We start from the raw sequence: 14,730 nt of genomic DNA on the forward strand, positions 1-14,730 counted from the left end.
CCGGCTCGCCGAACGCGCGAGCCGTCGGCCGCAGATTACCCTTGTGGATAGGGCGGCCGCCGGTGACGGAAATTGTCCCGATTGTGCGGACAGGTCGCTCCCTCGTGCGCGACGCCACGGGGGAGCTGCTGAAGATCCTGCCCGAGGCCGCCGGGGTGCGAAGGTAGGGAATGCCCTACCCCCGGGACTGCCGTCCGCCGGATCGATCTCCGGTGGGCGGCTCAATAGCGTTGGAGACATGCGCCGACTTCTCTCCCGCCTCGGCGGCGACACGGTTTACATCCTCGTCGGGTTCCCCCTCGCGACGATCACTTTCTGCCTCACGGTGGCCGGCCTGTCGGCCGGAGCCGGGCTGCTGGTGGTCTGGCTGGGCGTGCCCGTCCTCGCCCTCACCCTCCTCATAGCCCGGGGGATGGGCGACGTCGAACGGCTCCGCATGCGCGCAGTGCTGGGCCGGGAACTGCCCCGGCCGCGTTATCCCGCGTCCCCGCCCGGAGCCGGGGTGTTCCGCAGGACCGTCACCCCGCTCGCCGGCGGGCAGCCCTGGCTCGACGCGCTGCACGCCCTGCTGGCCTTCCCGGTCGCGATCGCGGCGTTCTGCGTGACCGTCACCTGGTGGGCGGTGGCGGTATTCGGGCTGACCTACCCGCTGTTCGGGTGGATCTTGTCGAACATCCCGGACAACCACGAGCTCCCCGAACTGCTCGGCCTCGGGCGCGGCTACGTCGTGAACAGCGTCTTCTACGTCGCCATGGGGGCGGTCTTCGCGCTCACGCTCTACCCGGTCGTCCGCTCCTGCGCGCTGATCAAGGCGTCGCTGGGCCGGGCGCTGCTGACGGGCGTCGCCGAGTTGCAGGAGCGCATCGACGACCTCACCGAGGGCCGCCACGCCGCCGCCCACGCGGAGGCGAACGCGCTGCGCCGCCTGGAGCGCGACATCCACGACGGTCCCCAGCAGCGCCTGGTCCACCTGGCGATGGAGCTGTCGAGGGCCCAGCGGGAACTACAGAAGGACGCCACGGCCGCCCACGAGACGATCGGCAAGGCCATCAGCGCCACCCGGGAGACCCTGGACGAGCTGCGGGCGCTGTCGCGCGGCATCGCCCCGCCCATCCTGGCCGACCGCGGCCTCGCCCCGGCGCTCGCCGCCCTGGCCGGCCGCTGCACCGTCCCCGTGGAGCTGGACGTCCAGACGGCCGAGCGGTATCCCGCGCTCGTCGAGAACACGATCTACTTCGTGACCGCGGAGTCGCTCACCAACGTGGCCAAGCACAGCAGGGCGACATCCTGCTCGGTCGGGCTGACCAGGATCGGTGACACGCTCATCCTCACGATCGGGGATGATGGGGTCGGCGGCGCCCATGTCGCCAAGGGACACGGTCTGTCCGGCCTGGCCGACCGGCTGCGGGCCGTCGACGGAGAGCTGTCGGTGCGGTCGCCGGCGGGCGGGCCGACACTGATCACGGCGGAGGTTCCGTGCGCGTAGTGGTGGCCGACGACGCCGTCCTCATCAGGGAGGGGCTGGTCCGCCTGCTGGAGGAGTTCGGCTGCGAGGTCGTCGAGACCGTGGGCACGGGGGACGACCTGGTCCAGGCCGTGGCCGCCCACCGGCCCGACGTGTCGGTGGTCGACGTGCGGATGCCGCCGACGTTCACCGACGAGGGCCTGCGCGCCGCCGTCGAGGCGCGCGAGAAAGTGCCGGGCACGCCCGTGCTGATCCTGTCGCAGTACGTCGAGGTGTCCTACGCCGACGACCTGCTGGCCGACGCCCGGGGTGCGGTCGGCTACCTGCTGAAGGACCGCGTGGTCGACGTCGAGGAGTTCATGGACGGCCTGCGCCGCGTCGCCGCCGGGGGGACGGTCTTCGACCCCCAGGTCGTCGCCCAGCTGATGGTGCGGCGGCGGCGCGACGACCCGCTGGCCTCGCTGACGCCGCGCGAACGCGAGGTCCTCGAGTTGATGGCCGAGGGCAGGTCGAACCCCGCGATCGCCCGCCGCCTCGTCGTCACCGAGGGCGCGGTGGAAAAGCACATCCGCGGTATCTTCGCCAAGCTCGGGCTGCACGCCGAGGACAGCGACCAGCACCGCCGCGTCCTCGCGGTGCTGGCCTACCTGCGCTCCTGACCGTACGCGTCAGGCCGGGCGGTTGCGGCCGCCCATCTCGTACGGCGTGGTGACCCCCTCGTAGGCGAGGTGGAACTCCATCCCCTGGGCGGCGTGCGCGAGGTCGTGGCAGTGGGACATCCACATGCCGGGGTTGTCGGCAGTCAGGGCCACCTCCCAGACCTCGCCGGGAGCCACGTCGAAGGTGTCCATCGGCAGCCCGGTCGCGGGCACGCCGTCGCGGGACAGGATCCGGACGTGGTGGCCGTGCGGATGCATGGGGTGGGTGTCCGTGCCCCGGTTCACCACTGTGATCCTGACGGTCTGGCCCTGCCGTACGACAGGGGTGGGGATGTTCGGCCAGGCCTTGCCGTTCACCGTGTGCGCGAGCCTCGGCAGGCCGCCGGCCATGGCGAGGGTCTTGTCCAGCACCCAGGTGATCTCCTGGTCGAACCGGGCCGGCGGGGCGGTGGCCGCGCCGTACCGGGTGATGTCCACGATGGGCCCGGCCGCCGCCGGTGGCGTCGCCGGTCCGTTGACCAGCAGGGCGGGGCGGTCCCCCGCCGTCAGCAGCACCGGGCCGGACGGCACCGTGAAGGTCAGGTCGTAGCGGCCGCCCGCGGCGAGGTGCAGGCGGGCGCCGTCCAGGTCGGTCGCCCCCGGCACGTCGCCGCCGTCCACCGCCGCGATCCGGTACGGCGCCCCGGCCAGCCCGAGGACCACGGGCCGGGTGTCGGTGTTCACCACGCGCAGCCGCGCCCGGGCGCCGGGCGGCAGCGCGAGAGGGACGAGCCCGTCGACCGGCGCGGCGCCGTCCATCGACAGCGTGGGCCGCGTGCCGAACGTGTGGAGCGTGAGGAGGTGGTCCTCGCTCTCCGGGAGCGGGACGGCCGGGTCGACGACCAGCAGGCCGAACAGCCCGCGCGGCACGGCGACGCTGGAGTCCTGGTGGCTGTGGTACCAGTACGTCCCGGCGTCCTCGGCCCGGAAGCGGTAGAGGTGGGTCTGCCCGGGGGCCACGGCGTCCTGGGTGACGCCCGGCACCCCGTCCTCGCCGGACGGCACGTCGTATCCGTGCCAGTGGATCGTGACCGCCTGCCCGTCCGTCAACCGGTTGCGCAGGACGACCTCCACCAGGTCACCCTGCCGCACCCGCAGCACCGGCCCGGGCACCTGGCCGTCGAACGACCACGCGTCCACCGCGCCGGACGCGAGCCGTACGGTGGCGGGCCGCGCGGTGAGCGTGAACCGGCGGACCCGCGGCTTCGCCCCGGCCGGCCCGCCCGCGGCCGAGGCCGCCGGGCCGCGCAGCAGGTCGACGGACAGGCCCGGGGCGACTGCGCCGCCGTCGTGACCGGAGTGCGGGGTGCCGCCCGGCCAGACGCCTCCCACGGCCAGGGCGACGGCGAGGGCGAGCACGCCGGTCCCGGCTGTCTGCCAGCGGTGCTCAGGCGCGCGGACCGGGCCGAGCAGCCGCCACGACACGAAGGACGCCGCGGCGAACAGCGCGAGCACCGCCGCCGCCCCGCCGGCCGTGACCGGGTAGGAGACGACCACCCCGCAGGCGACCCCGGCCACCGCGCCGTACGCGGTGACCAGCAGGGGGAACGCGACGAGCCGGGGGGAGGGGACGGGGGCGTCGCCGGACGGCACGCGCAGCAGCCGGGGCAGGCTGACGACGGCCGAGGCGAGTGCGGGAAGGACGACCAGGGGCAGGGCCAGGGTGACCTTCTCCGCCACGAACCACCAGCCCGCCCTGGCGAGGCCGAGCGTGACGGCGACCCGGAGCGCGGTCATGACGATCGCCGCGGCGCACAGCGCCGCGGCGATCAGGCGGGTCCGCCGCCCGTCCGCGGCGGGCTGCCGCAGACCGGCCAGGGCGACCCCGGCGGTCGCGGCCCAGGCGGCCGCGACCAGGACGAACAGGATCTGATCGAGAGCGATCAGCCGTGCGGTGGTCACGCCGCGACGCGTTCCGCGGCCGGGGCCGCGGCCGTGCCCTTCATCAGGGCGCGGGCCCGCTGGACCAGGATGACGGCGACGGCGAGGATGGCCACGCCGTCGAGGGCGTGGAAGCCGAGGACCACGAGGCTGCCGGTCGTGGTCGAGTTCTCGGTCCATCCCGCGATCTCCGCCAGCGAGAAGATGACGAACAGCTGCACCGCGACCAGCACGAACGGCAGGATCGACAGGCCCACCAGCTTGCCGCCCGCACGGGCGATCAGGGCCACGACCGTCGTCAGCAACGACAGGAGCGGCATGATCATCGTGCCGTTCATGGCGTGGTAGCCGATGGCGGCGTTCGGGTCGCCCGGCGCCGGATGCGGCGTCTCGAACGCGCCGAACGTGGAGAGGTAGAACTGGGCGAGCACGGCGACGAGCTGCAGAACGGCGAACCCGAAGAACACCTTGCGCATGTGGGGCCTCCTCAGTGGGAAGGGACGAGCCCCGGGGGTTCTGCGGGGCGGCGGCGAGAGCCGGAACGGTACGCCCGCAATGGTGGACCGTGCGGTGTCCCGGGCACCCGGGACATCCGCCCCTGTCCACCGGGAAGTTCGCCGCCCGGGGAAGCGTGCGCGTCCCGCCCGGCCGCGCCCGCTCCGCGGGGAGGCGTAGGGACTCGTCAGCGGATCCAGGGCGGCACGAGCCGGTCGCTCCCCCGGGGAGCGAGATCGCACGCGTCCGGGGCGGAAACGCCTTCGGGGTTGTAGACCTCGCATCCGGCCGGCGCGACCACGATCGCGCTGAAGCCCGACTCGGCGCCGGCGTGCACCTGGCGGCCCACGTCGGCGGGCATGACGACGGTGTCCCCGGCCTCGACGCCGAGGGTCTCGCCGTCGAGTTCCACGGTCGCCGCGCCGGTGAGGAGGGTCCACACCTGCTCGCCGTCGCAGGCGTGGTAGGGGCCGCTGTTTCCGGCCGGCATGTCCACGCGCCACACGGCCTGAGCGGCGTCTCCCTGGGTGGGCGAGGCGAGGGTGGTCATGACGCCGTTGGGCGTGGTGCTGACGCGGCTGTCCGCGGAGCGGATGAGGGGCATGGGTGACTCCTTGGTGAGATCGGGCCCGGCCGGGCCGCCGGGGGAATGGGGAGGAGGGGCCGGGTTCAGGCGATCCACGGCGGCACGCCGTGCACGGTGCCGTCGGGCAGGATGGCCTTGGCCCCTGCGGGGGCCGTGACGACGGCGGTGAAGCCCTCACCGGCGCCCGCGGTGACGCGGCGCGGGGTCGAGGGCGGCATGACCACGGTGTCGCCGGGCGCGACCGCGAACGTCTCGCCGCCGAGTTCGACCGTGGCGGCGCCGGCGAGGAACGTCCACACCTGCTCGGCGTCGAAGTCGTGCAGCGGCCCGCTCGTCGCGGGGGTCGCCTCGACGCGCCACACGGCTCGGGTGGCGTCACCGAGGCTGGGCGAGGCGAAGGTGGTCATGACCCCGGCGGGGGTCTCGGATCTGCGGCATTCGGTGTGACGGATGACAGGCATCGCCGGCGTCTCCTAAGATAGACAACGTCGTTGTCGTTAATAGTGAACCTGGTTGTCTATCTGTGTCAAACGACCCGCCCGGCTTCGAGCTGCCCCTGCGGCTCTTCCTGGGCTTCCGCGTCCTGATCGACGAACTGCACGCCGAGCTCGCCCGTCAGGGGCACCCGCACGCCCGGCCCATGCACGGGTTCGTCATGCAGGCGATCGGCATCGAGGGCACGACCGCGGTGGAACTGGGCCGCACGCTGGGCGTCAGCAAGCAGGCGGCGGGCAAGACCATCGAGACGCTCGAACGCCTCGGCTACGTGGAGCGCGCCCGCGACCCCCGCGACACGCGCCGCAAGATCGTACGGCTCACGCCGTCGGGGGTGGACGTCCTGGTGCGCTCCGCCCGGATCTTCGACGAGCTGCGCGCGCGCTGGGCCGCCGTCATCGGCGACGAGCGGCTCAGGGAGCTGGAGACCGACCTGCGGAAGGTGACGCCGCCCGACGTCTTCCGCCTCGACGTGCCCGGCTGGTTCGGCGCCTGACCGGCTCCCGATGCGGGATCAGGCGCGGGATCAGGGCGGGATCAGGCGCGGCGGCCGGGCAGGGCGAGGGAGGCGGCGGCGCCGAGCACGCACAGCCCGCAGGTGATCAGGAAGATCTCGGTGTACTCCGCGTGCAGCGCCGCCTGGACCTTCGCCGTGTAGTCCGCGAGCCTGCGGGCGTACTCGGCCGCGTCCACCCCGAACGGCAGCGGCGTGTCGAGGTGCGCGGTGAGCGACTGGAACCGGTGGAAGCCCCAGGCCGACAGCGCGGCCACGCCCAGCAGCATGCCCATCATCCTGGCCACCACGACCGCAGCCGACGCCACGCCGTGCTGCGCCGCCGGCACCAGGCGCAGCACCGCCGACGAGACCGGGGCGATCATCACCCCGAGGCCGAGGCCGGCCACCACGAGGTCGACGTCCATCCGCACCCCGGCCGAGGCCAGGTCGAGCGGCCACCGGGAGATCATCCAGTAGCCCGCGGCGGCCACCGCCATCCCCGCCACGGCCACCGGGCGCTCGCCGAACCGCCGCACCAGGATCCCGCCGAGGAAGGCCGCGACCGCCAGCGCGGCGAGGAACCGGGTGAGCACCAGGGCGCCGCCCACCGCGTCCCTGCCGAGCAGCGTCTGCGCGGCGAGCTGCACGTCGACCAGCGTGACCAGCAGCGCCGCCCCGGCCAGCAGGCTCACCGCCAGCGTGGCGAGCAGCGGCCGCCGGCGCACGCCCGTCAGGTCGAGCAGGCGGACCGGCGAGCGGATCTCCCACAGCACGAACAGCACGACCGTGACCGCCCCGGCGACCACGCACGGCAGTCCCCACGGCGGCAGCACTGCCGTGTCGGGGGAGGGGTTGTAGAGCCCGGCGACCAGCAGGCCGAGCGCCAGCGCGAGCAGGGCGCCGCCGCCCGCGTCCACCTTGCCGGCGCCCACCTGCCCGGCGCCCACCTTGTCCGGGCTCGGCTCGCCGGACCGCCGGCCGTACGGCTCGCGCCCGGCCGGGACGGCCACGTGCACCGCCACGGCGGCCAGCAGCGCGAGCGGGAGGTTGACCCAGAAGATCCCGCGCCACCCGGCGAGCGCGGCCAGCCCGGCGCCGTACAACGGGCCGAGCACGCTGCCGAGCTCCTGCGCCGCGCCGACCGCGCCGAGCGCCACCGGCCGGGCGCGCTCGTCCCACAGGTCGCCGATGAGGGCCATGGTGATCGGCAGCAGCGCGCCGCCCGCGACGCCCTGGAGCGTACGGCCCGCGACCAGCGCGGGGACGCCGCCCGCCAGGGCGGTGACGAGGGAGCCGGCGGCGAAGCCGGCCAGGCACGCGTGGATCAGCGCGCGCCTGCCGTACCGGTCGGACAGGCGGCCGAGCAGCGGCATCGCCGCGACGTAGCCGAGCAGGAACCCGGTCACGACCGGGGTCGCCCGCTCCAGGCGGTTCAGCGGCACGCCGACGTCGGCGGCCACGTCCACGAGCACCGTGACGACGACGTACGCGTCGAGCGCGGCGAGCAGCACGGCGGCCCCGCCGACGCCCAGCGCCAGACGCCGGTGCCGCGTGGAGGGCCCGGCCGTCCCGGCCGTCCCGGTCGCGCCGCCGGCGTCGGTGGCGCCGGTGGGGTCGGTGGAGCGGTTGGTGGCGCCGGTCACGACGCGGGCGGGGCGACGGTCACGGGGGCGTCGTAGTCGCCCAGGGTCACGGTCACGGAGCCGCCGGTGAGCGGCAGTTCGAGCTTGAGCAGGCGGCCGGCGGCCTTGTCGATCCAGAGCGTGCCGGTGACGTTCTGCTGGACGCCGGGGACCAGCTTGGCCAGCGCCTGCTGCGTCAGCGTGGCCGTCACCCGGTAGGCGGCGGCGTCGCCGACCTTCTCCTCCGCCTGCGACTGGGCGTCCTGGGCGGTGGCCAGCAGGTCGGGCACGCCGGTCAGCACGGCGGAGGGGTCGTAGAGCGCCATGAGCTGCTGCCGGGTCATCGTCTGGAAGCCGCCGGTGGGTCCCTTGAAGTAGACCTTGTCGCCGACGAGCACGAACTCGATCTCCTGCAGCCCCACGATCTCGATCTGCAGCGTGCCCTTGGCGTCGCCCTCCCTGGTGAGGCTGCCCTCGGCGTGCCGGACCGGCACGGCCGGCTTGTCCTTGGTCTCGATCGTGAAGGCGACCGTCTTGACCGTCCGCATGGCCTCGGCCGAGCGCTTCAGCAGCGCGGGACCGTCCGGCAGGGCCGTCTCGCTCTTCGCGCTGCAGGCGGTCACGAGCAGCAGGCCGGCCACGACGAGCCCGAGGATTGTTCGCACAGCCGGATCGTAGCGAGCGCGCGGGGACCGCACGCGCCCGCCGGGGGAATCGGTTTGGCGCCACCCGCCGGGGGAAGGCGGGACCGGTGCCCAACCCGCGCCGTCCCGCCGCCTGCGGCGTCCCCTCACCTGGTGCCGCGGACCGCCTGGAGGTGGTCGATGATCGGGGCGTAGATCTGCTCCAGAGCGGACACCTGCTCGGGCGTCATCAGGTCGACGAAGTGCCGGCGGACGCTCGCGACGTGGTCCGGCGCCACCCGCTGGATCGTCTCCCAGCCGTGGTCGGTCAGCACGGCGAACGTGCCGCGCCGGTCGTCCTCGCAGTCCTGGCGGGTCACCAGACCGGCGGCCTCCATCCGGGAGATCTGGTGGGACAGCCGGCTGCGCGACTGGATGGTGACGTCGGCCAGCTCGCTCATGCGCATGCGGCGGCCGGGACTCTCGGAGAGGTTCACGAGGATCTCGTAGTCGTTCAGCGACAGCCCGGTGCCCTGCAACTCCCGGTCGAGCTGGAGGAAGAGCAGGCGGTGGGCGGCCAGATGAGCCCGCCAGGCGCGTTGCTCCTGCGGGGTGAGCCAGGTGGGGGCGTCCATGACCACCAGCATAAGATCAGCTGAGCGGACGGAGCGGAATGCCTGACAGCGAGAACGGCGAGAGCATCGGCACCGTCGTGGTCGCGGGGGCGGCCAACCTCGCCATCGCGCTGGCCAAGCTGGTGGCCGGCCTGATCAGCTCGTCCTCGGCCATGCTGTCGGAGGCCGCGCACTCGGCGGCCGACACGGCCACCGAGGTCGTGCTGTTCGCCGCGATCCGGCACGGCGAACGGCCCGCCGACGCCCGCCATCCCCTCGGCCACGGGCGGGCCGCCTACCTGTGGGCGATCGTGGCGGCCTGCTTCACGCTCGTCGTGGGGGCGGGGTTCTCCCTGACGCACGGCTGGCACACGATCACCGAGGGGGAGAGCCTGGGCGACATCCGCGTCTCGTACCTCGTACTCGCGGTGTCCTTCGTGATCGAGTCGGTCTCCCTGTGGCGGGCCCTGCGTCAGCTGCGCGGCGCGGCCCGCCGCTGGCGGGTGAGCCCCGGACGGCTGCTCCAGCGAACCTCCGACACCGTGCTCAAGGCCGTCGTGCTGGAGGACTCCGCCGCGCTGATCGGCATCGGGACCGCCGGCCTCGGCCTGCTGCTGTCGCAGCTCACCGGCTCGGCCGCGTGGGACGGCGTCGCGTCGATCGTCATCGGGCTGCTGCTGCTCGGCGTGGCGCTGACCCTGATCAGGACCAACGCCTCGCTGCTGATCGGCCAGGCCGCGCCACCGGGGTTGCAGGAGAAGATCCGCGGCGAGCTGGCCGCCCAGCCGGAGGTCGAAGCCGTAGTCGAGCTGGTCACCGTCATGATGGGCCCCGGCCAGGTCATGGTCGCCGCCAAGGTCGACTTCCTCGACGAGACGTCCGGGGAGCGGCTCGAGCTCGCCTCCGACCAGGTGGAGCGCCGGCTCACCGAGCGGTTTCCGGAGATCCGGCAGGTCTTCCTCGACCCCACCCCGGGCCGTTCAGCCACCAAGGAGGCGTAGCTTGGCGGGCTCGTCGGTGACCGCGGCGGCGATCACCGTGCCGGCCGTCCACTCGACGAAGTGGCGGCCCTGCCACTCCAGCGCGATCGACGGCCCGTCATCGAGCGGCAGGGCCGACAGGTCGGCCTCGCGCAGCCGGTCGAGGGTGAGCTCTCCCCGCTTGACCAGCGCCTCCTTGCGCACCCACTGCCGGATCAGCCCGCGGTTGTCGTCGCCGACCAGCGTGGCCTCCGCGGGGGTCAGCGCGAGCGCCGCCAGCCTCTCGTCGGCCGGTCCGTCCGTGGCGTGCTCGGCGTCCACGCCCACCCGTCCCAACCCGGCGACCGCGCAGACGTAGCCCGAGGTGTGCGCCAGGCTGATCGACACCTCGGGGGCCTCGGCCAGCCAGGGCCGTCCATGAGCCTGGCCGCAGCCCTCGCATCGCTGCACCACGGTCAGCATGCAGGCGCGGGTGCCGAGCAGCTCCGCCGCGCAGTGCCGTACGAGCAGGTGGGCGGCGACGAAGTCGAGGCGGTCCCGCTTGCGCGTGAACCGACCGGCGCGCTCGCGCTCGGCCTCGCTCAAGGTGCCGGCGACCATGTCCAGCACGTCGTCGGTGTGGCCGGCCACGGCCAGTGGAGGGCGCACAAGGCCACTGTAGGGAAGCGATGTGACGATCGAGTGAACTGGGGCGCTCCGCCTGGGCGGATCCGGTCCGGGCCGCCTGGCCCGGACCGGAAGGTGCTCAGCCGGCCAGGGCGGCCATCCACGACTCGATTTCGTCCGGCCGGCGGGGCAGCGCGGCCGACATCAGCCGCGCGCCGTCGGCCGTGACGACGAGGTCGTCCTCGATGCGCACGCCGATCCCGCGCAGCTCCGGCGGCAGCGTCAGGTCGTCGGGCTGGAGGTAGAGCCCCGGCTCCACCGTCAGCACCTGGCCCTCCTCCAGCACGCCGTCCAGGTAGGCCTCCGCCCGCGCCCGGGCGCAGTCGTGCACGTCCAGGCCCAGCATGTGGCCGCTGCTGCACAGCGTGTAGCGCCGGTGCAGGCCCGCGTCCGCCTGCGTCCGCGTCAGCAGGCCCCACTCGCGCAGCCCGTCGGAGATCACCCGCATCGCGGTCTCGTGGAACTCGCGGAAGCGTGCCCCCGGCCGCAGCACCGCGATGGCGGCCGTCTGCGCCTCGTAGACCAGCTCGTACACCTGCCGCTGGACAGGGCTGAACCGCCCCGACAGCGGCAGGGTGCGGGTGACGTCGGCCGTGTAGAGGTTGTCGCCCTCGACCCCGGCGTCCAGCAGCAGCATCTCGGCGGGGTCGAGCCGTCCGTCGTTGCGGATCCAGTGCAGCACGCACGCGTGCGCCCCGGAGGCCACGATGGACTGGTAGCCCACCGCGTTGCCCTCCAGCCGGGAGCGCATACCGAAGACGCCCTCGACGTAGCGCTCGCCGCGCGGGTGCGCGAGGGCCGCGGGCAGCGCGCGCACGACGTCCTCGAACCCGCGCACGGTCGCGTCCACCGCCTGCTGCAGCTCCGCGATCTCCCACTCGTCCTTGACCAGCCGCAGCTCCGACAGGACCGCGGCGAGTTCGGCGTCGCGGTCGTCGCCCGCGGGCGACACGAGCGCGTCGACCGAGGCGTCCACCCCGCGCAGCACGCGGGCCGGTCCGCTCAGCGCCGCCGGCAGCGTGTCGATGTGCGCGCACTCGATCTGGTACGCCGACTCGGCCTCCGCGAGGTCGAAGCGGCGGCCCACCCAGAACTCGCCGTACCGCCGGTCGCGGTAGAACTCCTGCGACCCGGCGCGGGACGGGCGGGGACGCAGGAACAGCCGAGCGGCGCCCGACGGCTCGATCACCAGGACGTCGTCGGGCTGCTGGCCGCCGGTCAGGTAGGCGAACGCGCTGTGCGTACGGAACCGGTGGTCGTCGTCGTTGCTCCGGGCCCGCAGCGTGCCCGAGGGGATGACGAGCCGTTCGCCGGGCAGCCGTTCGGCGAGCCGCGCCCGCCGCTTGGCCGCGTACGCGGCGACCGGCAGCGGCGCCACGTCCTCGCGGGTGTCGGCCCAGCCGTCGCGCATGAAGTCCGCGAGCGCGTCTGAGATCGGGAGATCGTGGCTCCCGGTGTTGAGCTTCTCGGCCATCCAGTGCCCCCAGGGTGCGGTGATATTTCGCCATCGTAGGGGTGGGGGCACTTGACGACACAGGACGGCCGCTGTTGCCTGGGGAAACAGGATTGGCCGCTCCGGCCGGCCGGCGGGAGCGGAAACGGGGACGTGTCCCCCGGATGCCCCTGAGAGGCGGTGCCGATGCTCATCGGGACGATCTTGCAGAGTAAGGGAACAGGCGTGGCGACCGTTCCTCCGCACGCCACGGTGTCCGAGCTCCTCACCCGGCTGGCCGAGCTGAACATCGGCGCGGTCGTGGTCTCGGAGGACGGCCTGTCCATCGCGGGCATCGTGTCGGAACGCGACGTCGTGCGGCGGCTCAACGAGCACGGCGCGGCGCTGCTGGCCATGCCCGTCTCGTCGATCATGACCGCGGAGGTGCGCACCTGCGGCCCCGACGCCAACGTCGAGGACCTGCGCCGCACCATGACCAACCACAGGATCAGGCACGTGCCCGTGGTCCGTGACGGCCGGCTGGCCGGCATCGTCAGCATCGGCGATGTCGTCAAGAGCTCCATCCAGGAACTGGAGAGCGAGAAGGAGGCCCTGGTCGGCTACATCAACGGCTGACGGGGGCGCCGGCGTGGGGCGCGGTCACCGCCTCGCCCCGCGCTCTGCGGCGAGCGGCGATTTAGACTCGCTGGCGTGAAGCTGAAGCTGGACCTCCACGACATCTACAACAAGGGCAGCGAGATCGACAAGGCGCTGCACGGCATCATCCAGGAGGCCGTACGCAAGAAGGCGAGCCAGGTGGAGATCATTCCGGGCAAGGGGTCCGGCCAGCTCAAGAAGAAGGTGCTGCGCTTCCTTGAGCAGAAGGAGATCAAGGCGCTCTACCACCGGATCGACAAGGACGCCAAGAACCACGGCCGCCTGTTCGTCTACTTCCAGTGGAAGTAAGGGCACCGCGCGTCTACCAGGGTAAACGTCATATTGATCTTCCCGAGGGCACAACCAGGGCACTCGGCCCGGTTTGCTCTTGAGTGAAGAACGCGTCCATGGCCTTGCGCGCCCGGTCGGCTGCGTTCGGCACCCGCCAATGTGCGCACCGGTGGGTCAAGCGCTACGACCAGCAGGGCTGGGCCGGCCTGCACGACCGTTCCTCCCGCCCCCACCGCGTCGCCAACCGCACCCCGGCACAGCTGGAGCACGCCGTGGTGGACTGCCGCCGGCAGATGCGGCGTGGACCAGCGCACATCGCCGCCCACACCGGCGTGCCCGAGCGCACCGTCTCCCGGATCCTGCACCGCCACAACCAGCCCCACCTGGCCGACTGCGACCCCCTCACCGGGCAGGACATCCGCGCCACCCGCACCACCACCACCCGCTATGAGCGCGACCGACCCGGCCAGCTGGTCCACCTGGACGTCAAGAAAATCGGCAAAATCCCCGACGGAGGCGGCTGGCGTGCCCTGGGACGCGCGGCGACCTCAGCCCACAAACACAAGAAGACCACCATCGGCTACGACTACGTCCACGCCGCCGTCGACGACCACTCCCGCCTGGCCTACGCCGAGATCCTGCCCGACGAAACCGGCGACACCAGCGCGGGATTCCTGCGCCGGGCCGCCGCCTTCTTCGCCACCTGCGGGATCCCCTCCATCGAACGAGTGATCACCGACAACGCCTGGGCCTACCGCCACTCCGCCGCCTTCCGCGCCGCGGTGGCAGCGCTCGGCGCCCGGCAGCAGTTCATCAAGCCGCACTGCCCATGGCAGAACGGCAAGGTCGAACGCTTCAACCGCACCCTGCAGACCGAGTGGGCCTACCGCCAGGTCTTCACCAGCAACACCCAACGCGCCCAAGCCCTGCAACCATGGCTGGAGTACTACAACACCCGACGACGTCACACCGCACTGGACGGCCTACCACCGATCAGCCGACTGTCACCAACGCCATGACCGGGTACAGCTAGAGCGTGGCATGCGCTGGCTTGGTCAGCGGCCTGGGGGCACTTCACTCACCAGCGGAGGCCCGGCAGGCGGGCTCCTCGCCAGGCTCGGCACCGTCGCAAGAGTCGGCCGGATCGCCGGAGTGAGTACAGGCCCGCAGCGATGAGATAAGCCCGTGCCCGTAGATCATCAGCGAGTCCACCCGGCGCCACCCTTCGCATCGGGGATCACAACTGCCCCTGTCGATCGTAATCACATCAACACAATCCGTCATCGGAACGTGTGTTCGCATCGTTCGCTCTGCACAGATACGTCCCTCTCGCGGAACCGCCGGTTAGGGGGTGGTGCGGGATGTGCGGCCACACGCTGGCAAGTCACATGTTTGACAGCGCCGCAGGACCCGCGAATGTAGGGCATCCCTCATGCGGCGGTTCGTGCTGTCTCTAGATGCTTGTCCTCGCGATCAGTGAGGGCACAACGAGGGCACATGACGTCAAGATCAGCCGTGAAACACCGAGAACCACCGAGACAACCATTGCAGGTCATCAAGGTGGTTCTCAGGGTTACTGCAGGCCAGAACGGCGGCCGATCACTTCCAGTGGAAGTAAGGGCGTCTCGCGTCTACCGGTGCCGGTCTTCTGTAAGGGCACACAAGGCCATACAGTTCGCCGATGGCCGCAGTCATCGCGACGCCACCGGCATCCCGCTCGCGGCCGCCG

The 14,730-nt window shown here is 72.6% G+C and carries 15 protein-coding genes and 1 pseudogene; 7 read left to right on the top strand and 9 right to left on the bottom strand.

The features are described 5' to 3' along the window. Window positions 1-238: 238 nt before the first annotated feature. Together HHX41_RS25420 and HHX41_RS25425 are read left to right on the top strand one after the other, a co-directional pair. On the top strand, window positions 239-1,486 hold the full coding sequence (locus tag HHX41_RS25420) for a sensor histidine kinase (protein ID WP_182907997.1): 1,248 nt from the start codon (window positions 239-241) through the stop codon (window positions 1,484-1,486). Continuing rightward, window positions 1,477-2,124 carry a response regulator transcription factor gene (locus tag HHX41_RS25425; protein WP_182907998.1) on the top strand — a complete coding sequence of 216 codons (648 nt, stop codon included), beginning with the start codon at window positions 1,477-1,479 and terminating at the stop codon, window positions 2,122-2,124. The genes HHX41_RS25420 and HHX41_RS25425 overlap by 10 nt, the downstream gene beginning before the upstream one ends. A gap of 9 nt (window positions 2,125-2,133) precedes the next feature. On the opposite strand, the gene HHX41_RS25430 is transcribed toward HHX41_RS25425, so the two are convergent. The 4 genes from HHX41_RS25430 to HHX41_RS25445 form a co-directional block, all read right to left on the bottom strand. After that, window positions 2,134-4,065 (bottom strand): multicopper oxidase family protein, encoded by a 1,932-nt coding sequence (locus HHX41_RS25430; RefSeq protein WP_182907999.1) that lies wholly within the window; start codon window positions 4,063-4,065, stop codon window positions 2,134-2,136. Beyond that, window positions 4,062-4,520 (bottom strand): DUF6220 domain-containing protein, encoded by a 459-nt coding sequence (locus HHX41_RS25435; protein WP_169978220.1) that lies wholly within the window; start codon window positions 4,518-4,520, stop codon window positions 4,062-4,064. Before HHX41_RS25435 ends, HHX41_RS25430 begins: the two co-directional genes overlap by 4 nt. A gap of 206 nt (window positions 4,521-4,726) precedes the next feature. Then, the gene (locus HHX41_RS25440; RefSeq protein ID WP_182908000.1) at window positions 4,727-5,143 is read right to left on the bottom strand and encodes a cupin domain-containing protein; all 417 of its coding nucleotides are present in this window, start codon (window positions 5,141-5,143) and stop codon (window positions 4,727-4,729) included. Between the two features lie 65 nt (window positions 5,144-5,208). Beyond that, on the bottom strand, window positions 5,209-5,586 hold the full coding sequence (locus HHX41_RS25445; protein ID WP_182908001.1) for a cupin domain-containing protein: 378 nt from the start codon (window positions 5,584-5,586) through the stop codon (window positions 5,209-5,211). Between the two features lie 62 nt (window positions 5,587-5,648). Here HHX41_RS25445 and HHX41_RS25450 point away from each other — a divergent pair, with 62 nt between their 5' ends. After that, window positions 5,649-6,116, top strand: coding sequence for a MarR family winged helix-turn-helix transcriptional regulator (locus HHX41_RS25450; RefSeq protein ID WP_182908002.1), 468 nt, complete (start codon window positions 5,649-5,651; stop codon window positions 6,114-6,116). A gap of 41 nt (window positions 6,117-6,157) precedes the next feature. On the opposite strand, the gene HHX41_RS25455 is transcribed toward HHX41_RS25450, so the two are convergent. The 3 genes from HHX41_RS25455 to HHX41_RS25465 all read right to left on the bottom strand — a co-directional run bounded on the left by HHX41_RS25455 (window position 6,158) and on the right by HHX41_RS25465 (window position 8,996). Then, the gene (locus tag HHX41_RS25455; protein ID WP_182908003.1) at window positions 6,158-7,759 is read right to left on the bottom strand and encodes an MFS transporter; all 1,602 of its coding nucleotides are present in this window, start codon (window positions 7,757-7,759) and stop codon (window positions 6,158-6,160) included. Further along, entirely contained in the window at window positions 7,756-8,403 is a 648-nt protein-coding gene (locus HHX41_RS25460; RefSeq protein WP_182908004.1) for an LppX_LprAFG lipoprotein, read from the bottom strand. The genes HHX41_RS25455 and HHX41_RS25460 overlap by 4 nt, the downstream gene beginning before the upstream one ends. Before the next feature lie 125 nt (window positions 8,404-8,528). Next, a complete protein-coding gene (locus HHX41_RS25465; RefSeq protein WP_169978200.1) occupies window positions 8,529-8,996 on the bottom strand; it encodes a MarR family winged helix-turn-helix transcriptional regulator in 468 nt (155 codons plus the stop codon). 38 nt (window positions 8,997-9,034) lie between these two features. On the opposite strand from HHX41_RS25465, the gene HHX41_RS25470 reads away from it, so the two are divergent. Beyond that, window positions 9,035-9,976, top strand: a complete 942-nt coding sequence (locus tag HHX41_RS25470) for a cation diffusion facilitator family transporter (RefSeq protein WP_182908005.1) — start codon at window positions 9,035-9,037, stop codon at window positions 9,974-9,976. Here HHX41_RS25470 and HHX41_RS25475 read toward each other — a convergent pair. Together HHX41_RS25475 and HHX41_RS25480 are read right to left on the bottom strand one after the other, a co-directional pair. Beyond that, window positions 9,956-10,603, bottom strand: a complete 648-nt coding sequence (locus HHX41_RS25475) for a 4'-phosphopantetheinyl transferase superfamily protein (protein WP_169978196.1) — start codon at window positions 10,601-10,603, stop codon at window positions 9,956-9,958. The genes HHX41_RS25470 and HHX41_RS25475 overlap by 21 nt on opposite strands. Window positions 10,604-10,700: 97 nt before the next feature. Then, complete coding sequence (locus HHX41_RS25480) at window positions 10,701-12,095, bottom strand: aminopeptidase P family protein (protein WP_182908006.1); 1,395 nt, start codon at window positions 12,093-12,095, stop codon at window positions 10,701-10,703. 165 nt (window positions 12,096-12,260) lie between these two features. Between HHX41_RS25480 and HHX41_RS25485 the strand changes: the two genes are divergently transcribed. The 3 genes and pseudogenes from HHX41_RS25485 to HHX41_RS25495 all read left to right on the top strand — a co-directional run. Next, on the top strand, window positions 12,261-12,689 hold the full coding sequence (locus tag HHX41_RS25485) for a CBS domain-containing protein (protein ID WP_182908007.1): 429 nt from the start codon (window positions 12,261-12,263) through the stop codon (window positions 12,687-12,689). Window positions 12,690-12,764: 75 nt separating this feature from the next. Continuing rightward, a complete protein-coding gene (locus HHX41_RS25490) occupies window positions 12,765-13,019 on the top strand; it encodes a Smr/MutS family protein (RefSeq protein ID WP_169978190.1) in 255 nt (84 codons plus the stop codon). Window positions 13,020-13,135: 116 nt separating this feature from the next. After that, window positions 13,136-14,020: pseudogene (locus tag HHX41_RS25495) on the top strand (IS481 family transposase); the annotation flags it as partial. Window positions 14,021-14,730 lie beyond the last annotated feature (710 nt).

This window comes from Microbispora sp. H13382, from assembly GCF_014161445.1.
Classification (GTDB): domain Bacteria; phylum Actinomycetota; class Actinomycetes; order Streptosporangiales; family Streptosporangiaceae; genus Microbispora.